15 protein-coding genes and 2 tRNA genes are annotated in these 21,512 nt (G+C 73.4%); 7 read left to right on the top strand and 10 right to left on the bottom strand.

The features are described from left to right. Positions 1-52: 52 nt before the first annotated feature. The 3 genes from AB0G32_RS06630 (at position 53) to AB0G32_RS06620 (ending at position 4,060) form a co-directional block, all read left to right on the top strand. The gene (locus AB0G32_RS06630; RefSeq protein WP_361159043.1) at positions 53-553 is read left to right on the top strand and encodes a MarR family transcriptional regulator; all 501 of its coding nucleotides are present in this window, start codon (positions 53-55) and stop codon (positions 551-553) included. A gap of 13 nt (positions 554-566) precedes the next feature. Next, positions 567-3,110 (top strand): MFS transporter, encoded by a 2,544-nt coding sequence (locus AB0G32_RS06625; RefSeq protein ID WP_361159040.1) that lies wholly within the window; start codon positions 567-569, stop codon positions 3,108-3,110. Positions 3,111-3,238: 128 nt separating this feature from the next. After that, positions 3,239-4,060 (top strand): YceI family protein, encoded by an 822-nt coding sequence (locus AB0G32_RS06620; RefSeq protein ID WP_361159037.1) that lies wholly within the window; start codon positions 3,239-3,241, stop codon positions 4,058-4,060. Here the strand turns inward: AB0G32_RS06620 and AB0G32_RS06615 are convergent. Both AB0G32_RS06615 and AB0G32_RS06610 read right to left on the bottom strand, forming a co-directional pair. Beyond that, positions 4,043-4,756, bottom strand: coding sequence for a GAF and ANTAR domain-containing protein (locus AB0G32_RS06615; RefSeq protein ID WP_361159034.1), 714 nt, complete (start codon positions 4,754-4,756; stop codon positions 4,043-4,045). The genes AB0G32_RS06620 and AB0G32_RS06615 overlap by 18 nt on opposite strands. A gap of 74 nt (positions 4,757-4,830) precedes the next feature. Next, positions 4,831-5,577: a GAF and ANTAR domain-containing protein gene (locus AB0G32_RS06610; RefSeq protein WP_361159031.1), complete on the bottom strand. Its 747-nt coding sequence runs from the start codon at positions 5,575-5,577 to the stop codon at positions 4,831-4,833. A gap of 223 nt (positions 5,578-5,800) precedes the next feature. Between AB0G32_RS06610 and AB0G32_RS06605 the strand changes: the two genes are divergently transcribed. Together AB0G32_RS06605 and AB0G32_RS06600 are read left to right on the top strand one after the other, a co-directional pair. After that, positions 5,801-6,178 carry an STAS domain-containing protein gene (locus AB0G32_RS06605; RefSeq protein ID WP_361159028.1) on the top strand — a complete coding sequence of 126 codons (378 nt, stop codon included), beginning with the start codon at positions 5,801-5,803 and terminating at the stop codon, positions 6,176-6,178. Between the two features lie 174 nt (positions 6,179-6,352). Further along, the gene (locus tag AB0G32_RS06600) at positions 6,353-6,823 is read left to right on the top strand and encodes a PPOX class F420-dependent oxidoreductase (RefSeq protein WP_361159025.1); all 471 of its coding nucleotides are present in this window, start codon (positions 6,353-6,355) and stop codon (positions 6,821-6,823) included. Between the two features lie 40 nt (positions 6,824-6,863). Here AB0G32_RS06600 and AB0G32_RS06595 read toward each other — a convergent pair whose 3' ends face one another. From AB0G32_RS06595 to AB0G32_RS06565, 7 genes are all read right to left on the bottom strand, one after another. After that, positions 6,864-9,089, bottom strand: a complete 2,226-nt coding sequence (locus tag AB0G32_RS06595) for a glycosyltransferase family 39 protein (protein WP_361159022.1) — start codon at positions 9,087-9,089, stop codon at positions 6,864-6,866. Continuing rightward, positions 9,086-10,507 (bottom strand): bifunctional glycosyltransferase family 2/GtrA family protein, encoded by a 1,422-nt coding sequence (locus AB0G32_RS06590; protein ID WP_361159019.1) that lies wholly within the window; start codon positions 10,505-10,507, stop codon positions 9,086-9,088. Before AB0G32_RS06590 ends, AB0G32_RS06595 begins: the two co-directional genes overlap by 4 nt. Positions 10,508-10,521: 14 nt before the next feature. Then, positions 10,522-12,183, bottom strand: a complete 1,662-nt coding sequence (locus AB0G32_RS06585; RefSeq protein WP_361159017.1) for a HAMP domain-containing sensor histidine kinase — start codon at positions 12,181-12,183, stop codon at positions 10,522-10,524. Further along, on the bottom strand, positions 12,180-12,920 hold the full coding sequence (locus AB0G32_RS06580) for a response regulator transcription factor (RefSeq protein ID WP_361159014.1): 741 nt from the start codon (positions 12,918-12,920) through the stop codon (positions 12,180-12,182). The genes AB0G32_RS06585 and AB0G32_RS06580 overlap by 4 nt, the downstream gene beginning before the upstream one ends. An 813-nt stretch (positions 12,921-13,733) precedes the next feature. Continuing rightward, positions 13,734-14,615 carry a DUF2797 domain-containing protein gene (locus AB0G32_RS06575; protein ID WP_361159106.1) on the bottom strand — a complete coding sequence of 294 codons (882 nt, stop codon included), beginning with the start codon at positions 14,613-14,615 and terminating at the stop codon, positions 13,734-13,736. 133 nt (positions 14,616-14,748) lie between these two features. Then, positions 14,749-14,821: transfer RNA gene (locus AB0G32_RS06570), tRNA-Arg, on the bottom strand. A 171-nt stretch (positions 14,822-14,992) separates the two neighbouring features. Further along, positions 14,993-15,083: transfer RNA gene (locus AB0G32_RS06565), tRNA-Ser, on the bottom strand. 171 nt (positions 15,084-15,254) lie between these two features. On the opposite strand from AB0G32_RS06565, the gene AB0G32_RS06560 reads away from it, so the two are divergent. Next, positions 15,255-15,731: an SSI family serine proteinase inhibitor gene (locus AB0G32_RS06560; protein ID WP_361159011.1), complete on the top strand. Its 477-nt coding sequence runs from the start codon at positions 15,255-15,257 to the stop codon at positions 15,729-15,731. A gap of 250 nt (positions 15,732-15,981) precedes the next feature. Further along, positions 15,982-20,622: a PAS domain-containing protein gene (locus AB0G32_RS06555; protein ID WP_361159008.1), complete on the top strand. Its 4,641-nt coding sequence runs from the start codon at positions 15,982-15,984 to the stop codon at positions 20,620-20,622. Positions 20,623-20,699: 77 nt separating this feature from the next. Here AB0G32_RS06555 and AB0G32_RS06550 read toward each other — a convergent pair whose 3' ends face one another. Continuing rightward, entirely contained in the window at positions 20,700-21,287 is a 588-nt protein-coding gene (locus tag AB0G32_RS06550) for a TetR family transcriptional regulator (protein ID WP_361159006.1), read from the bottom strand. Positions 21,288-21,512: the final 225 nt, after the last annotated feature.

The raw sequence follows: 21,512 nt of genomic DNA, 5'->3' as shown, positions 1-21,512 counted from the left end.
CAGCAACCAACAGATCTTATGGTTGCCCTAAGCAACAAACCGGGAGGTGCAGATGGCCGAGAAGGCGCAGTACGAGGAGCTGATCCGCCAGTTCAGCGCCTTCGGCGCCGTGAAACGGGAGCTGGGCCGGATCCTTCCGGCCGACTGCCCCGGCGGTTCCGTCGCCGTACTGACGTTGCTCGGCCGCTACGGCGACATGCGCATGAGCAAGCTCTCCGACTTGCTCGCCGTGGACATGTCGGTGACCAGCCGCCATGTCGCCCACATCGCCGATCGGGGTTGGATCGAACGGTCCCCCGACCCGGCCGACAAACGCTCGCGCATCCTGCGGCTGACGCCCGAGGGCCAGACGCAGCTCGACGAGCTGTCCGAACGGACCACACAGCTGCTCGCCCACCGCCTGGGCGACTGGACCGACGACGAGGTCGGCCAGCTCGCGGGCCTCATGGCCCGGCTCAGGGCGAGTTTCGACGACTGCCGGACGGCACCGGGGCGGACCACCGCGCCGAACGTGCCCGAGCAGTCCACCCGTACACCCGCGATCACCACGTAAGCAAAGGAAGTCCATGGCAACGACCACACCAGCCGGTGTGCGGGCTCATGCCAAGCACGGGGGAGGCTCCTCCGAAGGCGGCGCTCCTATGTCGCACCGGCAGATCATGGAGGCGCTGTCCGGGCTGCTGCTCGGCATGTTCGCCGCCATCCTGTCCTCGACCATCGTCACCAACGCCCTGCCCGAGATCATCGGTGACCTGGGCGGCGGACAGAGCGCCTACACCTGGGTCGTCACCGCCTCGCTGCTGGCGATGACCGCCTCCACCCCGCTGTGGGGCAAGCTCGCGGACCTGGTCGACAAGAAGGCCCTGGTCCAGATAGCCCTGATCGTCTACGTCGTCGGCTCGATCGTCGCCGGTCTCGCGCAGAACCCGGCGATGCTGATCAGCGCGCGTGTCATCCAGGGCCTGGGGGCCGGCGGTCTGTCCGCCCTGGCCCAGATCATCATGGCCGCGATGATCTCGCCGCGGGAACGCGGCCGGTACTCCGGCTACCTCGGCGCGACCTTCGCGGTCGCCACCGTCGGTGGCCCGCTGCTCGGCGGTGTCATCACCGACACCAGCTGGCTCGGCTGGCGCTACTGCCTCTTCGTCGGCGCGCCGTTCGCGCTCATCGCGCTGATCGTGCTCCAGAAGACGCTGCACCTGCCGAACATCAAGCGCAAGGTCAAGGTCGACTGGGCCGGTGCCTTCTTCATCACCGCCGCCGTCTGCCTGCTGCTCATCTGGGTGACCTTCGCCGACGACAAGTACGACTGGATGTCGTGGCAGACCGGTGTCATGGTCGGCGGTTCCGTCGTCCTCGCGCTGATCTTCTGCTTCGTCGAGACCAAGGCCAGCGAGCCGATCATCCCGCTGCGCCTGTTCAAGAACCGCACCATCACGCTGGCGTCGATCGCCTCGCTGTTCGTCGGTATCGCGATGTTCGCGGGCACCGTCTACTTCAGCCAGTACTTCCAGCTCGCCCGGGACAAGTCCCCGACCATGTCGGGTGTCATGACGATCCCGATGATCGGCGGTCTGTTCGTCTCCTCCACCGTCTCCGGTCAGGTCATCACCCGCACCGGCAAGTGGAAGGCGTGGCTGGTCTCCGGCGGCGTCCTGCTGACGGCCGGCCTCGGCCTGCTGAGCAGCATGCGGTACGACACCCCGTACTGGCGCATCGCGATCTTCATGGCGCTGATGGGTCTCGGCGTCGGCATGATGATGCAGAACCTGGTGCTCTGCACGCAGAACCAGGTGGCCCCGAGCGACCTGGGTGCCGCGTCCTCCACGGTGACCTTCTTCCGGTCCCTCGGCGGTGCGGTCGGCGTCTCCGTGCTCGGCTCGATCATGTCGACCCGGATCAGCCACTACGCCTCCGACACCATCGGGCAGCTCAGCCCGCAGGAGCAGGCGGCGGCCGCGAAGGCGGCCGGCGGCAGCTCGATCCCGGACATGGACCTGCTGCCCCCGGGCATCCGCGAGTGGCTGGAGAGCGCCTACGGGCACGGCATCGCCGACATCTTCCTGATCGTCGCGCCGATCGCCTTCCTCGGTCTGCTGGTGACGCTGTTCATCAAGGAGGTGCCGCTGCGCACCAGCGGCGCGCTGGCCCAGGCCGCCGAGGCCGCCGGCCAGAGTGCCGCCCCGGCCGCCCCGGCTCCCGCCGAGGCCGTCGCCCCGGCCGCCGAGCCGGTCCCGGCCGGTGTCGCCGCCTCCTCGGTCGCCGAGCCGGGCGCCGCCCAGACCCAGCGGCTCGCCGCGGTCGCCACGGCGGCCACCGGTGCCGGTGGGTCCCAGGCCCCCGCCTCGGGCGGCATCCCGGTGCGCGGCTTCGTCCGCGGTGCCGAGAGCGCGCCCGTGGCGCAGGCCGCGGTCACGCTGATCTCGCTCGGCGGACGCCAGCTCGGCCGCTCGGTCGCGCAGGCCGACGGCTCCTACGCGGTGGACGCGCCGGGCGCCGGTTCCTACGTCCTGATCGCCTCCGCCGACGGCTACCAGCCGCAGGCGTCCACGATCGTGGTCAACGACGAGCCGGTCGCGTACGACGTGCTGCTCAGCGGCACCAGCGGGCTGACCGGTCTGGTGCGGGCCGCGGCCAACGGGCAGCCGGTCAAGGACGCGATGGTCATCGTGACCGACGTCCGCGGCGACCTGCTGGCCACCTCCACCACCGGCGACAACGGCGACTTCACCCTCGCCGAGCTGGTGCCCGGCACGGTGACCGTGGCGGTCAACGCCGCCGGGTTCCGGCCGCGCGCGCTGCCCGTCGAGGTCGGCGGCACCGGGGTCACCCGGGTCGAGGTCGACCTGGAGGCCGGCGCCCGGGTGCAGGGCGTCGTCAAGGCGCCGCACGGCGCGCTGGCCGACGCCCGCGTCACGCTGGTCGACGCGGCCGGCAACGTGGTCGGCACCGCCACCACCGGGTCGGACGGGGCGTACGCCTTCACCGACCTGGACAGCGGCGAGTACACCGTCATCGCGACGGGCTACCCGCCGGTGGCCACCTCCCTGACCGTGAGCGGCCAGGGCGCGGACGGCCACGACATCGAACTCGCCCACCCCGGCGAGTAGCGAGACCCCGGCCCGTGGTGGCGTGCGCGCTCTGAGCGGAGGTGCGTACGCCGCCGCGGGCCGGTTTCTTTACGACCATTTTTTGAGCCTTTCCGAGGCTTCACCAGGCTTTCCAGGGAGAAAACGGGATGGGACTGACCGCGAGGATCCGAACGCGGGACGGATGGGCCGTGTCGCACGCGGTCGTCACGGTGACCGACATGACCGGCACGCAGGTACTGCGCGCCGAGGCGGACGCCGAGGGGGCCGTACGGGACAGCACCGAGCTGACGCCGGGCGCGTACACGGTGATCGTCACCGCCGTCGGCTACGCGCCGGCCGCGTCCAGCGCGATCGTGACCGCCAGCGGCCGGGCCGAGATCGGCACGGTCACGCTGGCCCGGCAGGGCGGCACCGAACTGCCGCCGCCGGGACCCTGGACCATCGACCCGGCGCACTCCAGCGTCGCCGCGGTCGCCCAGCACCTGGGCATCTCCAGCGTGCACGGCCGGTTCACGGACTTCGCCGGGCTGGTGGAGATCGCCCCGGACGACGTCACCAAGTCCCGGGTGGAGGCGGTCATCAAGGCCGCGTCCGTCGACACGGGCAACGGCATGCGGGACACGCACCTGAAGTCCGCCGACTTCCTGGACGTCGAACGCTTCCCCGACATCACCTACCGTTCCACCGGCGTCTCGGTGGCCGGCCGGGACCGCTGGACCGTGCACGGCGAGCTGGGCCTGCACGGCGTGGTCCGCCCGGTCGACCTGGACCTGTCCTACCTGGGCACCGGCGCCGACCCGTGGGGCGGCACCCGGGCGGCCTTCAAGGCCACCACCGAGCTGCGCCGCGAGGACTTCGCCATGAACTACAACCAGGTCCTCCAGGCCGGCATCGCCGCCATCGGCACCACCCTCAGGGTCGAGCTGGACATCCAGGCGGTGCAGGGGGACTCACTGCCGGCCGCCTGAGCCGGTCCCGCCGGTCCCGCCGGCCACCCGGTCCACCAGGTCCTGGCACAGGTCCCGCAGCTTGACGTTCCGGTTCTGCGAGACCCGGCGCAGCCGGTCCAGGGCGACCCGGGCGTCGACCCGTTCCCGGGACATCAGGATGCCGACCGCCTGATCGATGACGCTGCGGGACAGCAGGGCGGTGCGCACGTCGGCGACCGAGGAACGCTGCCGTTCGATGCGCAGCGCCGCGTCGACGGCACCGGCGGCCCGCTCCGCGAAGGCGCGGGCCGTCTCCCTGTCCTCCGCCAGCGAACCCGGCTCCAGGCCGTACAGATTGAGGGCGGCGCCGGTCTCGCCCTCCAGGGCGAGCGGCAGCGCCAGCACACAGCGCACGCCGGTGGCGCGCGCGTACTCGGTGTACGCCGGCCAGCGGGTCTCGGTGGCCAGATCGGGTACGTAACGCGGGCTCTCCGTCTGAGCCGCGTCCACGCAGGGACCGGAGCCGTTCTCGTACTGCCTGAGGTCCAGCCCGGCCGGCAGGCCCCGGCTGCCGGCCAGGGTCAGCAGCCGGTCGGAGCGGCGCACGGTGATGCTGCACGCGACGGCGCCGGACACGTCCCGCACCGCGCGGTCGGTGAGATCGCGCAGCAGGGTGTCGAGGCCCTGGCTGCGCACCAAGGCATGGTCCAGCGTGTCGGGCGGCTCGGCGGTCATGACCGTACGGATATCCCGTCACCGCTCGTTAACGCCTGGGGGCGCTTCGGTCCGGTCCGGTTCCCCGGCCCGGCTCAGCGCTCGCCGGTGCCCCGTCCACCCGGGGCCTCCTGGGTGTCGACGATGCGGCGGGCCAGGTCGCGCAGTTTGACGTTCTCCCGCTGGGACGCCTTGACCAGGCTCTCGAAGGCGCCGGCCGCGTCGATCTCCATGCGTTCCATCAGGATGCCGGTGGCCTGGCCGATCAGGTCCCGGGTACGCATCGCCTCGGTGAGCTGCTCGCGTTCGGTCGCCGAGTCCAGGGCCAGGCTGACGTGCGCGGTGAACAGCCGGCCGACCCGGGTGGCGTCGTCGTCGAAGGCGCGCGGGCGGCTGGCGTAGGCGGTCAGGACGGTGAGACTGCGCCGGTCGGAGCGGAGCCGCAGGGCCAGCGCGGAGCGCAGCCCGGAGTCGGCCAGCGCGGTGCCGGGCACCTCGGCCAGGCTGTCCTCCAGCCGGGCCACCGGCACCGACCACAGGCGGTCCAGGAACGGGTGCGGCTCCCGGCCCCCGGGGCGCGACTCCGCGGCCCGTACGGCCTCGTCGGTCCAGGCCAGCACCCGGCGCTGACTGCCGCGCTCGACCACCGAGATGCCCGCCTGCTCGGCCCCGGGCACCAGGGTCACCGCCAGCTTGACGGCGGTGCGCAGGGTGCCGCCCGGAGTGACCGTCGCGTGCAGTTCCCGAGCCGCCGCGGTCAGGACCTCGGCCAGCTCGAAACCAGCCGGAAAACGCGGCACATCGGTAAATTCGGACGCAGTCACCACGAACCTCTTCGGCATGCACGGCCATACGGCCGTGCGCAGGAGAGCTCCGCAGCACATTCCCGACTGCGAGCACAGGACGGACAGCACTCTAGCTGCTCGGTTGCACACAGGTGACGCCCGGCCGACCGTCCGCCCGAGCACCTTCCGCGCCCGGCCGTCGGCGTGGTGGAATGGGTGCCGGGTCAGGAAGCGGCCACCCCTTTTCGGAAGCCGGACGGACGTCTGTCAGGTGAGTGACGTGACCTTCCTCCCCCCACCCGGTGCGCCGCACGAACCACCGGGCAGCACCGTGCTCGCACTGCCCCCGGAGATCGACTTCTGCAACGCCCCGGGGCTGCTCCCGCTCGTCCTCGAAGCGGCCGGCCGCCGGCCCGGGGCCGAACCGCTGCGGCTGCTGGTCCTGGACCTGACCGGGACCGTCTTCATGGACTCCCAGGGTGTCCGGCTGCTCGACGAGGTACGCCACCGGCTGCCCGGCCGGGTCCGGCTGCGGCTGGTCGCCACCCCGCACGGCGTGCCCAGCCGCGTCCTCGAACTCTCCGGCCTGCGCCGGGACATACCGGTGCACGACAACGTCCCGGAGGCGCTGGGACGGGCCGGCGGGGCCGTGGCCTAGGCAATGGTGATCCGGCCTGGGGCAGCGGCCCAGGGTCCGCGGGGTGCCGGGACGGTGACCCGGGCTTCGCGGGTGGGGCGGCGGCCCCATGTCGGCGGGGCCGCCGCGCGGCGTGCGTGCCGGGCGCCGCGATGCCGCGCAGGTCCATCGGCAGCCCCCCCCTAAGCTGGGGGTATGGCACCGAACATCGCGACGAACACCCGCGTCTCCTTGGCCGAGTTGCTCGACTTCGTCCGGCCCCGGCACCGGGCGCTGCTGCTGACCCGGCGGGCCGACGGCGGCCCCCAGGCGTCGCCGCTGACCTGCGGGGTCGACGACGCCGGCCGGATCGTGGTCTCCACGTACCCGGAGCGGGCCAAGACCCGCAACGCCCGGCGTGACGCCCGGGTGAGCCTGGTCGTGCTGAGCGACGAGTGGAACGGCCCGTGGGTGCAGATCGACGGCACCGCCGAGGTCGTCGACAGCCCGGACTCGGTGGAGCCGCTCGTCGAGTACTACCGCAACATCGCCGGCGAGCACCCCGACTGGGCCGAGTACCGGGCGGCGATGCTCAAGCAGGGCAAGTCGATCATCCGGGTCACCCCCGGGAAGTGGGGGCCGGTGGCCACCGGCGGCTTCCCGGCGCGGCTGGCGGAGGAGGGCTGACGCCCCGCTCCGGACCGGCCGCGCCGGGACGCGGGTGCCGTCAGCTGTCGCCGGCCGGCTGGGTGAGGTCGTAGAAGGTGGCCGAACCGGCCGTGACCTCCTTGAAGTTCGCCTCCACCCAGGAGGTGATCTGCGCCGACGTACCGCTGTCGGAGTCGCTGCCCATGCCGCCCCCGGTGCCGCTGGAGACGAAGTAGTGGATCTTGCCGTCCGCCACGTACTTCTTGAACTGGGCCAGCGTGGGTGAGGGGTCGGTGCCGTTGAAGCCGCCGATGGCCATCACCGGGTCGCCGGTGGCCAGCTGGTAGCTGGCGGCGTTCTGGGCGCCGATCGCGGCCGCCGCCCAGGTGTAGTCGTCGGCGTCGGTCTCCAGCAGCTTCTTGGCCGCGGAGTCGACGTCGGCACCGTTGAGCAGGCCGCCCATGCCGCCGCCTCCGCCGCCCATGCCGCCGCTCTCGGCGCCGCCCTGGGGCAGCTGGGTGCCGCCGTTCTGGTTCTGGCCGGGCATGCCGCCGCCGGGGAAGCCGCCGGTGCCGCCCGTACCGCCGGTGCCGCCGGGGGCGTTGCCGCCGCCCTGCTGGTTCTGGCCCGGCATGCCGCCGCCCTGGCCGGTGCCGCCCGGCATGCCGCCGCCACCGCCGGGTCCGCCGCCCTGGCCGCCGCCGCCCGGGCCGCCCATCATGCTCGCGCCGGACGGACCGGCCGTGACGATGGAACCGGTGTGGCCCTCGGCGAGGGTGCTCAGCGTGTACGCGGTGGGTCCGGCCAGCGCGGCCGCCAGGCCCAGTGCCGCCGTGGCCAGCGCCAGTTGCCGGGACAGCCGCCCGGCGAAGACCAGACCGAGCGCGGCCACCAGACCGCCGACCAGGACCAGCCACTTCAGCCACGGGAAGTAGTCGGGCGTGCGGTTGAGGAGTACGTACCCCCAGGCCGCGGTCGCCGTGACGGTGGCGGCCAGCACGAGCGCGACCCACAGCTCACGCCGCTTCTCCCACAGCGCCGCGGCGCCGATGCCGACCACGGCGGCCAGGTAGGGGGCGAGGGCGATCGTGTAGTACTGGTGGAAGATGCCGGCCATGTAGCTGAAGACGGCCATCGTCATCACCAGCGAGCCGCCCCAGGCCAGCAGCGTGGCCCGGGCCGCGTCGGTACGGGCCGCCCGGCGGGTCAGGACCAGGGCGCCGACCAGCAGGATCAGGGCGGCCGGGAGCAGCCAGGAGATCTGGCCGCCGATCTCGGAGTTGAACATCCGGTCCCAGCCGGTCTCGCCCCACTGGCCGGTGCCGCCCGTGCCGCCACCGCCGCCGACGCTGCCGGTCTCCTCGCCGTTGATCCGGCCGAGCCCGTTGTAGCCGAAGGTCAGCTCCAGGAAGCTGTTGTTCTGCGAGCCGCCGATGTACGGCCGCGAGGAGGCCGGCCACAGCTCGACGATCGCCACCCACCAGCCGCCGGCGACGATCATCGCCACGGCCGCCAGGCCCAGTTGCGCGAACCGCTTGCGCACCCGGACCGGCGCGCAGACCGCGTACACCACGGCCAGCGGCGGCAGGATCAGGAACGCCTGGAGGGTCTTGGCGAGGAACGCGAAACCGACCGCCGCCCCGGCCCACAGCAGCCACTTGGTGCGGCCGTCCTCCAGGGCGCGGGTGACGAAGTACACAGTGAGCGCCATCAGCAGGGCCAGCAGCGCGTCCGGGTTGTTGAACCGGAACATCAGCGCCGCCACCGGCGTCAGCGCGAGCACCGCCCCCGCGATCAGTCCGGCCACCGGTCCGAACCGGCGGCGCACGCCCGCGTACAGCACCGCGACCGTGCCGACGCCCATCAGCACCTGCGGGGTCAGGATCGCCCACGAGTTGAGCCCGAAGATCCGGACCGACAGCTCCATCGGCCACATGAACGCCGAGGGCTTGTCGACGGTGATGGCGTTGGCCGAGTCGAGGGAGCCGAAGAAGAACGCCTTCCAGGACTGGCTGCCGGCCTGCACGGCCGCCGAGTAGAAGGAGTTGGCGTAGCCGGAGGCGCTCAAGTTGTAGAGGTAGAGCGCCGCGGTGACCAGCAGCAGGCCGAGGAAGGCCGGGCGGGCCCAGCGCGGGTCCTCGGGACGGCCGCGCCACAGTCTCCGTGCCAGGGGCTGCTTCGGCGCCTCGGGAGGCCCGGTCGGGGGCTCGGTCGGAGGCCCGGTCGGAGGCGGGGTCGGGGGCGGGCCCTCGGTGGCGGGGTCGGTGGCCCCCTGCCCGGTCGTCGCGTCGAATTGCGTGGTCATCGGGGGTTCCTCGGGTCGGTGTCGGCGGGGAGCCGCGTCATCGCGTCCCGGTGGGTCTCGTACGGGGCGGCCGGGCGCCGCGGCAGCGGGGGGTGGCCGTAGGGGTTCGGGTCGTACGGGGCCGTCGGCCGGTGGCCGGCCACCACGGTGGACGGCTCGGGGACGCCGGGGCGGTCCTCGTCCCGCTCCGGGAACACCCACGCCCGGAAGAGCAGGAACCGCAGCACCGTCGCCGCGAGGTTGGCGGCGATGAGCACCGCCAGTTCGGTGGAGTGCGCCGCGCCGTCGGTGGCCGCGTTGAGGGCGGCCAGCGAACCGCTGGTCAGCACCAGGCCGATGCCGAACACGACCAGGCCCTGGGCCTGGTGCCGGACCGCGCCGCCGCGGCCGCGCACGCCGAAGGTCAGCCGCCGGTTGGCGGCGGTGTTGGCGACCGCCGAGACCAGCAGCGCGAGCGCGTTGGCGATCTGCGAGCCGGAGAAGGTCCGGAAGCCGCTGTAGAGGAGCAGGTAGAAGAGGGTGGAGAGGGCGCCGACGACGCAGAACCCGACGAGCTGCCGGGTCAGTCCGCGCGGCACGTCCTTGATGTCCCGGTCGCGCGGGTCGTCGCCGAACGGCCGGGCCAGCCGGTCCAGCGGCAGCGAACCGGTGGCCAGCGCGCGCCCGACCCGCCAGACGCCCTTGAGGTCGTCGGTGGCCGTCTTGACGATGTGCACGGTGGAGTCGGGGTCGTCGACCCAGTCGACCGGGATCTCGTGGATGCGCAGCCCGGCGCGCTCGGCGAGCACCAGCATCTCGGTGTCGAAGAACCAGCCGGTGTCCTCCACCAGCGGCAGCAGCACCTGGGCGACGTCCCGGCGGATCGCCTTGAAGCCGCACTGCGCGTCGGAGAAGCGGGCCTGGAGCGAGCCGCGCAGGATGAGGTTGTAGGAGCGGGAGATGAACTCCCGCTTCGCGCCGCGCACCACCCGGGAGGAGCGGGCCAGCCGGGAGCCGATCGCGAGGTCCGAGTGGCCGGAGATCAGCGGGGCGACCAGCGGCAGCAGTGCGTTGAGGTCGGTGGACAGGTCGACGTCCATGTAGGCGAGGACCGGGGCGTCGGACGCCGACCAGACGGTCCGCAGAGCCCGGCCGCGGCCCTTCTGCTCCAGCCGGAAGGAGCGCACCTCGGCCAGCTCCGCCGCCAGCCGCGCCGCTTCCTGCGGGGTGGTGTCGGTGGACGCGTTGTCCGCGATCGTGATGCGGAAGGCGTACGGGAAGGTGCGGGCGAGGTGCTCGTGCAGTCTGCGCACGCACGGCTGGAGGTCCTTCTCCTCGTTGTAGACGGGGATCACTACGTCCAGGACAGGCGTACCGGCCCCCGCGGCCGGGAGGTGCTCCCGCGCCGGCAGGGTGCCCGGAGAAGAGTCGGTTCGCATGGCACCGACTTTTCTCAACCGCCCTGTCGCACCCGTGTGGTGACGCTGTGCTGCGACTGTGAGTGCGATGCCCAGTTTGTCCGGGGGTCGGGCGGGCCGGCCACGGGAGCGGGAAGCGCGGGTACATACACGGTGAACACCGTCCGTCCGGGCACGCTGTCCACGGTCACCGCGCCGCCGTGCGCGGTCGACACGGCCTGCACGATGGCCAGCCCCAGGCCGGTCGAACCGGTGGCCCGGGAGCGGGCGGTGTCGCCGCGCGCGAACCGTTCGAAGACGCGCGGCAGCAACTCGGCCGGGATGCCCGGCCCGTTGTCCTCGATGTCCAGGCAGTGCCAGGTGCCCTGGCGGCGCACCCGGGCGGTGACCGTGGTGCCGGGCGGGGTGTGGTTGCGGGCGTTGCCGAGCAGGTTGACCAGCACCTGCTGGAGCCGGGCGGCGTCCGCCGAGACCAGCGCCGGTTCGTCGGGCAGGTCGAGGCGCCAGTTGTGGTCCATACCGGCCGCGCGGGCGTCGCTGACGGTGTCCACCACGAGCGGGACGAGGTCGGTCTGCTCGAACTGGAGCGGCCGTCCGGCGTCCAGCCGGGCGAGCAGCAGCAGATCCTCGACGAGCAGGGTCATCCGGCCCGCCTCGGACTCGATCCGGCCCAGCGCGTGCCGGGTGTCGGGCCCGACCTGTTCGCGTCCTCGGCGGGTGAGTTCGGCGTACCCGCGGATGGAGGCGAGCGGGGTGCGCAGCTCATGGCTGGCGTCCGCGACGAACTGCCGGACCCGGGTCTCGCTCTCCTGCCGGGCGTGCAGCGCGCCGTGCACATGGTCGAGCATGCGGTTGAGCGCGGCGCCCACCCGGCCGACCTCGGTGTGCGGGTCGCACTCGGACTCCGGGACCCGCTCGTTGAGGTTGACCTCGCCGGAGTGCAGGGGGAGTTCGGAGACCCGGGTGGCGGTGGCGGCGACCTTGCGCAGCGGGCGGGTGGCCACGCCGACGATGATCAGTCCGGCCAGCGAGGCGGCGATCAGGCCGGCCGCGGTGACGCTCACCTCGACGATGATCAGGGTGTTGATGGTGTTGTCGACGTCGGCGGTCGGGATGGCGACGTAGAAGGCGCCCCTGGTGCCCGACTTGTAGGTGACCCGGTACTCGCCGAGGCCGGGTACCTCCACGGTGTGCTCGTGGCCGTCCTGGGGCACGGCGGCGAGCGCGGCGGTCTGCGCGGCGTTGAGCGATTTGGCGTCCAGCGAGTAGTCCTCGTCGGACTTCTTGCCGTACGCGGCCTCCGTGATCTCGCCGTCGACCACCTTCGCCGCGATGGTGGCACCGGGCTGCGGGCCGTGCGAGACGAAGTCGGTGACGTCGGTCATCTCGTCCAGCTTCTGCCCGTCGTCCTTCTGGGCGTCGGGCTTCGCGTCGCCGACGACGCCATCGCTGCCGCTGCCCTTGCCGGTGTCCGTCGGGCTGCCCGGGGGCGTGAAGTCGCCCGAGGCGCGCATGGCGACCTCACCGAGCTGCCCGTCCAGCTGCTCGTACAGATGCGACCGCAGCGCCAGCGTGGTCACGCTGCCGATCACCGCGCACACCACCGCGATCAGCGCCACCGACGCGACGACGAGCCGCGTCCGCAGGGTGCGCGGACGCGGCCGACGCGGGCGCCGGCGCGGTCGCCGGCCCGTCATGACACCGCGGGCTTGATCAGGTAACCGGCGCCGCGCCGGGTGTGGATCATCGGCTCGCGGCCGGCGTCGATCTTGCGCCGCAGATACGAGATGTACAGCTCGACGACGTTGGCCTGGCCGCCGAAGTCGTAGGACCAGACCCGGTCGAGGATCTGCGCCTTGCTGAGCACCCGCCGCGGGTTGCGCATGAGGAAGCGGAGCAGTTCGAACTCGGTGGCGGTGAGGTGGATGTTGTCCCCGCCGCGCGTCACCTCGTGGCTGTCCTCGTCGAGGGTGAGGTCACCGACGACCAGTACGGAGTCGGACCGGCGGTCGGCCGCGCCGGACCGGCGGATCAGCCCGCGCAGCCGCGCGACGACCTCCTCCAGGCTGAACGGCTTGGTGACGTAGTCGTCCCCGCCCGCCGTCAGCCCGGCGATACGGTCCTCGACCGCGTCCTTCGCGGTCAGGAACAGCACCGGCACATCGGGCAGCTCGCGCCGCAGCCGGCCGAGCACGCTCAGCCCGTCCATGTCCGGCAGCATCATGTCCAGTACGACGGCGTCGGGGCGGAACTCGCGGGCGGTCTGGATCGCGCCCTGTCCGTCCCCGGCACTGCGGATCTGCCAGCCTTCGTACCGCAGGGCCATGGACAACAGTTCGGTGATCGACAACTCGTCGTCCACCACAAGCACTCGGACGGGGCTCCCGTCCGGCCTCAGCAGTTCGGTGCGCCCCTGGGGCGAGGTCGTGGTCATGTTCCAAACCATGTCGGGGACCTCTGAGAGCACGCTTTCCACAACCTGTGATTTATCTGAGAAACCCACAGGCACCTCTCAGGAAACCTCTTCCCCATGGTCGGGGGGCTTGGCGGAGGCGGGGAGGAAGGGGGGATGGGCGGGGCGGGGGGCGGATCCGGGGGGGGCGGAGCTGGGGAGGGGGGTGGCGGGGCTGGGGCGCTCGGTGGGGCCGGGGGGCCCGGGGGCCGGGGGCTGGTGGACCCGGGGGCCCGGCCGGGGGCCGGTGGACCCGGGTACCGGCAGACCCGCGAGACTGGCGGACGCGGACCGGGGGTACCGGCGGGACCGGCGGACCCGGGGGGGGGGCGGGGGTTGTCGTGCGCCTGGGGCGGAGGCGGGGGCGCGGGCCTGAACGCCGGACCGGATGTGGACCGGGAAGGGGCGGAACCGCGCGCACCAGCGCCAGGATCCGGCGCTCAACCGGTCGTTGAGACCGTGGCGCACGAACGCCGGGATCCGAAACGCACCGAACACCGAAACCGTCACGCACGGCCGCCGGGACCCCATACGCACCGAACACCGAAACCGTCAGACACGGACGCTGAGGCTCCCACGTACCAGGCAGCAGGGCCCGCCGCGCGCGGACGCGAAACCGCCACGCCCGGCCGCAACCACCACGCCCAGCCGCAACCACCACGTCCGGCCGCCGAGGCCATACGCACACCAGGCCGCAGGACCCGCCGCGCACCCCCCGTATAAATGCCGGTACGCACCGGCCGGCAAGCTCGCCCGCCGCACACCGCCGGCGACCGGCGTCAGAACAGCCCGGCGTCAGAACAGCCCGTCCTGCCGCCCTTCGGCCGCCACCGCCCGCAACGCCCGCACCGGCAGGTCGAACCGGTCCTCATCGCCGGCCGGCCCCAGTCCCCATCCGCTCATCAGCCGCGTATCCAGTACGACGACCCCACGCGCCGTCGCCAGATGCAGATCCGGCCCGGCCGCCGCCACCAGCTCACCACCGACCGTCCCTCCCCCGACCAGCTCGGTCACCTCTGCCACCGGCGGAGCGGCGCCGGACGCCTCCGCCAGCCCGAACACCCCGGCGTGATCGACCGCCCGGAACGGCTCCGGCGTCAACGCCTCCGGCCAGCCGCGCAGTCCCACCGCCCGCCCGTGCAGTTCCTCGATCTCCGCCGCGCGCTCCGCCGCCGTACCGGGCAGCACCGCCCGCACCGCGCGCTTGTGCGCGTACGGAATCCGGTCGGGCACCCGCAGGGCGGCCCGCAGCAACTCCTCCGTGCGCCGCGCGGCCATCAGCGGCCCGCTGCCCAGCCAGCCGAAGCAGACCGCCCCCTGCTCCAGCAACCGGGCCGGCCCGCGCTCCAGCGCGGTGATCCCGACCTTCACCAGCCCGGGCCCGAACCAGGCCAGATACACCCGGTACGGACGCGGGTCGTCCGCGATCGTGTCGGCGGCCACCGAGTGCACCCGGTCCAGCCGGGCACACTCCTCGCACCGGCCCCCCGTACTCCGCCCCGGCACGACCGCCCCCAGCGGGCAGACGTTCCCCCGCGCTCCCGCACATCCGCGTCCACCCCCTTCCGCGACCCCGAAGGCCACCCGCTTTCCCCAGGTCAGCGCAGTACGCCGCCCGCCGTCCCAGACCAGCACGGGCCCCTCCGCCGACCACCGGAGCCCCGCGCACCGCCACATCCGTGCCATCTCTGTCGAGAGTAGAGCCCACCACTGACAACGCCCCCGCCCGGCCAGGGCCGCACGGCGCCGGCGGAACGGGGGAAAGGCAAGAGGCCCTGTGGATCTCTCCACAGGGCCTCTTGCTCGGTTGTGCACTCGGCAGGATTCGAACCTGCAACCTTCTGATCCGTAGTCAGATGCTCTATCCGTTAAGCTACGAGTGCTTGTCTTGCTGCTGTTCTGTTGTCGTCCCCGCCCCGTTCCTTCCGGCCCGTCGCGGCGACAGGAAGAACATTACATGACTGCCGCCGCCATGTGAAATCCGTTTGCCCTACCCCTTGTGACCTGCGGAAACGACGAAGCCCCGGCCGGGGCCGGGGCTTCGTGTTCTCGTGCGGAGGCGGAGGGATTTGAACCCTCGATGGGCTTTAAAACCCAAACCGCATTAGCAGTGCGGCGCCATAGACCGGACTAGGCGACGCCTCCAGACAACGCAGCCCCTCGCGTGAGCGCGAGCGGTGCCTGCCGATGATGACACAGCCGAGCGTGGTGTCACCAATCGGCCCCCACGGTACTAGGCGGGCGGCCCGCAGGGCAAAGTCCTTACCGTCGTCAGGGCGACCGCAACGTCCGGCGGGTTGACGCGTTGATCAGGTCATGTTGCATGTCATCCGCCTCCTCGGCGCCACCGCCCTCGGCATCGCCGCCCTCTCCCCCCTGTCCGCCGCCGCGCCCGTCGCCGCCACCCCCGCCGCCCCGGCCGACCACCTCGCCCCGCCACCCGTGAGGGACGAGGACCGGGCCGATCACCTCACCGTCACCGTGCGCGACGCGGGCGACGGCAGGGACGGCACGTACGAGCTGTACTGCCGTCCCGGCGGCGGCAGCCATCCCGACCCGGACGGCGCCTGTGCCGTGGTCGACCGGAGCACGCGGGCCGGGCAGGACGCCTTCGCCCCCGTCCCCGAGGGCAGCATGTGCACCTTCCAGTACGGCGGCCCGGCCACCGCGCACATCACCGGCACCTGGGCCGGCCACCGCGTCGACGCCGCGTACGACCGGCGCGACGGCTGCCAGATCGGCCGCTGGGACCGGCTGGTCCCGCTCCTGCCCGACCTGCGGCCCACTGTCTGAGCGGTCCGAGGACGGCCGGTACAGACCGGGGACAGGGGGCGGAACGGTTCCGCGAAGGTCTCGCAAAGGTCCCGCGACGTCAGGGCGCACGGACACGCGTTCTACGTCACTTCGACGTGCGACCTCCCTCGCATCCGGCGCCGCGGGCGCGACCCCAGCCCTTAGACTCCCTCGGGTGACACGTCGCGGGCCGGTTGGCAAGATGGCCCGAGCGGTCGGCAAGGTGCGGTAACAGGGAGGAAGGCGTCTCGTGAGCGGCAGGCCATCCCGGGGCGCTGCTCGCCTCGCAGCCATACTGGACGCGCTGCCGGACGCGTTGGTCCTGGTCAACGCCAACGGAACCGTCGTCAACGCGAACACCATCGCGCTGGAGGCATTCGAGGCGCCCGGCACCGCGCTGGTCGGCCGCGGGCTGCTGGACCTGCTCCCGGAGTTCGACTCCAAACTCATCCCCGGCTCCATGCGGCGCCCCGACCACATCGACCCCCGGGCCCGCACCAAGCCGACCCGCATGGTCGCGCGGCGCACCGACGGCTCCGAGTTCCCCGTCGAGGTGGCCAGCGCCAACCTCGACTCCGGCCAGCCGGCCTACGACGCCTACGGCTCCCCCGGCGACGAACTGCTGATGCTCGTCGTCCGCGACCTGTCCGGCACCGTCGACACCGAGGCCGAACTGGCCCGTTCGCAGCGGCAGACCGAGATGATCCTGCGGGCCGCGGCCGAGGGTGTCGTCGGCACCGACACCGACGGCCGGATCGTCCTGGTCAACCCGGCCGCTGCCCAGATCCTCGGCTACCGCGCCAGCGACCTCGGCGGCCGCGAGCTGCACACCCTCGTCCTGCACTCCCGCGCCGACGGCTCCCCCTTCCCGTACGACGAGTCGCCGCTCGCCGACACCCTGCGGTCCGGGCGCAAGCACCGGGTGCGCGGGCAGGTGGTGTTCACCAAGAGCGGCGACCCGTTGCCGGTGGACCTGACCACCGCCCCGGTCCGCGACGGCGACCAGCTCGTCGGCGCCGTGATGACCTTCACCGACCGGCGGCCCTACGACGCGCTGCTGGAGGAGAAGGAGCAGGCAGCCGAGCGGCACGCGGCGGAGCTGGAACGGCTCGCCGAGGAGCACACCGCCGAGCTGACCGCGCTGCGCGAACGGCACACGGCCGAGCTGGAGGAACTGCGCGAGCAGCACGAGGAGACGCTGGCCGCGAACGAGGAGCGGTACGCCGCGCTCGGCGAGCGCGAGAAGGACCGGTACGAGGCCCTGTCCGGCCGGCACGAGCAGTTGCTGACGCTGCTCGGCGCCTCGCTGCGCGGACCGCTGGAGGAGCTGCGGCGGGAGCTGGCCGCGCTCGCCTCCGACGACGCCGGGCAGCTGTGGCCCGAGGCCAACCAGGTGCTGCACCACCTCTCGGCGGGCTACTCCCGCATCACCACTCTCATCGACAACGTGCTCGGCTACCAGCGCCTCGACGCCCAGGGCAGCGAGGGCGGCGGGGTCGCACGCACCAAGGTCATGCTCGACGCGGTCGTCGCGGCCGGGGTCGACGGCGCGGTGGAGCTGGTCGGGCCGGGGCGGGTGCAGTTCGCCGTGCACGCGCCGCCCATCGAGGCCGAGGTCGACGCCCGGCTGCTGGCGACCGCCCTCGCGCACCTCGTCGCCGACGTCGCCGGAGTCGACGCGACCGGCAACGCGCCCGTCTCGGCGGGCGGTTACATGGACAACACCGTCGTGGTGGCCGCCGCCCAGCGCGGCGAGGTGGTCCGCATCGAGGTACGCGGGCCGTACGCCGGTGGAGACCCGGTGCACCAGCCGATCGTCCGCGGCATCGTCCGGGCCCACGGCGGCGTCCTCCAGACGCACGAGGTGCCGGGGATGAGCGGCAGCGCGTACGTCCTCGAAGTCCCGATCGGCGGTGGGGCGGGGGCCGTCGAGGCCGCCGTACCGGCTCCCGCCGGGGTCGTCGCGGTCCCGGACCAGCCGGTCTCCGGCGAGCCGGGACCCGGCGGTGGCGGAGGCCGGCGCCGGGCGCGGCGCGCCTCGGTCGACGCCTTCCTGGAGAGCGAGGTCGGAGGGCCCGGCGGGGGCGGTGGCACGGAAGGCGTTACGGAAAGCGGTACGCCGACCGGCCGGCGCAGGCGGCGCGCGGTCCCGGAGCCCGCGGCGGCGCCGGCCCCTGCCCCGGCCGACGGGTCCGGGCGGCGGCGCGGGCGGCCCGCGGAGGACGCGGGTGGCGGCCCGGCCGCTCTGGAGGCGTCGGCCGCAGGACTTCCCGGGGTCACCGAGGGGGCCGTCGTCACGGCGGCCGAGCACGCCGCCGGGACCGCGGCCACGGGCAACAACCTGGGCGGGACGGTTCCGCCGCGCGGCATGCCCGGCCCCGAGGCCGCCGGGCGGCGCGCCCTCGGCCGCGACGGCGAACAGCACGCGTTGCCGCCGGCGCTGCCCGCGCAGGGCGGCGAGGGCGGCGAAGGCGGTGCGGGGAACCAGGACGAGCAGTCCGAGGCGGGTCAGCCGACCGGGCGCCGGCGCCGGGCCCTGGCCTCGGCGGCCGAGCGCGCCGCCGCACAGGAGGCGGGCCCGCGCCAGGTCTTCGCCCTGCCACCGGCCGACGCGGACCGCCCGTCCACGGCGGTTTCCGAGCAGGGGGTAGGGGTGCCGGGGGCACCAGATATGCCGGGTATGCCGACGATGCCGGGAGTGGCTCAGGCTTCGGTGGCACCAGGGGGTGCGCATCCGGGGGGTGCGCAGGCTTCGGTGCCCGGACAGGGTTCCGTGCCGGGACAGGGATCGGTACCGGCTGCGGGTCAGGCGCAAGCGCGGGTGCAGGCGCAGGCGCGGGTGCAGGCGCAGGCGCGGGTGCAGGCGCAGGCGCAGGCTCAGGTGCCAGTACCGGCTGCGGGTCAGGTTCCCGAGCAGGGGCAGGGACCGGGACCGGTCGCGGTTCCGGGCGCGGGACCATCTCCGGTCGCGGCCCCGGGACAGCCCCCAGCCACGGCTTCGGGACAGCCATCGGTCGCGGCTCCGGGCCAGGTACCGGGACAACAGGTACCGGTTCCGGGGCAGATGACGGTCCCCGCTGCCGGGCAGGCCCCGGGCCCGAACACCGGACAGGCCCCTGTTCAGGTCCCCGGGCAGATGCCCATCCAGGCGACGGGGCAGATCCCCGTACCGGCTCCGGGCCAGACTTCCGTACCGGCTCCGGGGCACCCCCCGGTCCCGGCCGGGGGGCAGCCGTCCGGGTCGGCTCCGGGCCGGATGCCGGTCCAGGCCACGGTCCAGGTCCCCGGGCAGATGCCCGTCCAGGCACCGGGACAGCACCCCGTACCACCGGCCCCCGCCGCAGGCCACGCCCCGCTCCCGGCGCACGCCCCGGTCGCCCCTTCTCCCAGCCCCGTCGGCGGGGTGACGGGGGACGGTGGGCGGCATGACGCCGTTCCGCAGGATCAGGCCGACGAGCACACCCCGCCGCAGCCGCACCCCACCAACGCGCCGACGGGTCGGCGCCGCCGGGCGGTCGGCGCGCCGCCGGAGCCGTTGGACGCGGGGGAGGCGGACGGTCAGCCGCTGCCCCCGCAACCGGCACCGGCACCGGCGTCCTCCCGCCCGCAGCCGTGGCCCGCCGCCGGTGACACCTCCGGCGCCGGTCTCCCCGTACCGCCGCAGGCGCCCGCCGCCGAGACCACCTCCGGGCGGGGCACCCCGCTGCCGCCGGAGAACGCGCCCCGGGCGGCCCAGCCGCTGCCCGCCGAGGCCGCGGCCCCGGTCGATCCCGACTCCACGCAGGGGCGGGCGATCAGTGTGCGGACGCTGGGGCAGGGCATGCCGTTCAACCGGCAGGCGGCCCAGGTGCAGCAGCCGACGGCCACGCCCGCCCCGCACCACCCGAACGGTTCCGGCCGCCGCCGCAAGCTCGGTACCCCGCCCGACCCGGCCGCCGGCCGCCCGGAGCCGGGCACGCAGGCGACGCCGGGGGCGGCCCGCCCGCATCCCGAGCAGCCGGCCCGGATCGGGCAGCCGACCGAGGGCACCGGACGGTCGTACGCCATAGGAGCACCGGACAAGGACGCCGCCGAGGGGCCCGAGCCGCTGGACGGGCCCGGCGGGGCGGTGGAGGTCGCCGATCCGCCGCGGCCGCAGCCGATGGACGACGAGCTGCCGCCGGAGCCGCTGGACAACCCGCGCCGGCTGCTGGTGTGGCCCGCGCCGGACGTCAGTACCCAGCAGGCGCTGAGCGACCGCGGTTACCGGCCGGTCGTCGTGCACTCGCGCGAGGAGGTGGACGCGCAGATCGCGGCGTTCCCCGCCGCGCTGTTCGTGGACCCGCTGACCGGGCCGATCACGCGTACCGCGTTGCAGTCGCTGCGGCAGGCCGCCGTCGCGGCCGAGGTGCCGGTGATGGTGACCGCCGGGCTGGGGCAGGCGTCCCGGGACGCCGCCTACGGGGCCGATCCGGCCGTACTGCTGAAGGCGCTGGCGCCGCGGGACAGTGAGCAGCATCCGCCGCGGGTGCTGCTGATCGAGGAGCACGCGGAGATCGCGCTGGCGCTGACGGCGACGCTGGAGCGGCGCGGGATGCAGGTGGCGCGGGCCGCGAGCGACGCGGACGCGGTGACGCTGGCGGGGCAGTTCCGGCCGAACCTGGTCGTGATGGACCTGATGCGGATGCGGCGGCGGGAGCCGGGCGCCGGGTTCGCCGGGATCATCGACTGGCTGCGCGCCAACGGGCAGCTCAACCGCACTCCGCTCGTCGTCTACACCGCCGCCGTCGACCAGGCCGACCTGCCGCGGCTGGCCTCGGGGGAGACGGTGCTGTTCCTCGCGGAGCGGTCCACCAGCGCCGAGGTGCAGGCCCGGATCGTGGAGCTGCTGGCCCGGATCGGGACTAATTGACGGCCTTCGGCTCGGCGGCCCGGCGGCCCGGCCCATCGACCCTCGGCTGACCGCCCCTCGGCTCACCGGCCCCCGGCTCAGCGCCCCTCGACGGCGATGATCCTGCGGGCCGCCTCCTTGATGGAGGTGCGCAGGCGGGCGGCGTCGGGGACCTCGCCGCCGACCAGGATGCGTTTCATCTGGGGGACGACCATCGCCCAGTTGGTCATCGCGACCAGCAGGAAGAGGAGGTCGGCGGCGGGGATCGCGTCGGTGACCACGCCGCGCCGCTGGCCGTCGCGCAGGGCGGCGACCTTGCGGACGTAGTGCTGCTGGCGTTCGGCCTCGTGCGGGAGTTCTTCCGCGCCGTACTCCAGGCCCTCCCAGAAGAGCAGGCGCAGCAGCTCGGGGTGGTCGGCGTGGTAGTCCATCAGGCGGTCGATCCAGCCCTCGATGTCGTCCGGATCGACGGGGACCGCTATGGCCAGGTCGAGCATCTTGTGCTCGAGGACGGTCGCGAACAGCTCCGTCTTGTTGCCGTAGTAGGCGTAGATCAACTGCTTGTTGGCCTCGGCCTCGGCCGCGATCCGGTCGATGCGGGCGCCCGCGACCCCGTGCGCGGCGAATTCCGCCACCGCCGCCGCGAAGATCCGCGCCTTGGTGGCTTCGGGGTCCCTTGCTGACATGCGGCCAGAGTATCCGCCCGGCTCGGTAACCAACTGTTTGGTTGACCGGACGGGAATGCGGCGGCACGCTCTTGGGTTGTCACCTACCAACCAACCAGTTAGTTGTAAGACTGGTCACCCGACTGGTCACCGGACTGGTCACCGGCCTGGTCACCGGCCTGGTCACCGGCCTGGTCACCGAACTGGTTGCAAGTCAGCGTGCGCGCGAAGGAGTCGTCCCGCCCC

Origin of the sequence: Streptomyces sp. NPDC023723 (assembly GCF_040639815.1) — a bacterium.
Taxonomy (GTDB): Bacteria; Actinomycetota; Actinomycetes; order Streptomycetales; family Streptomycetaceae; genus Streptomyces.
The sequence above is the reverse complement of the archived record's forward strand: the minus strand, read 5'-3'. Positions and strand labels throughout refer to the sequence as shown.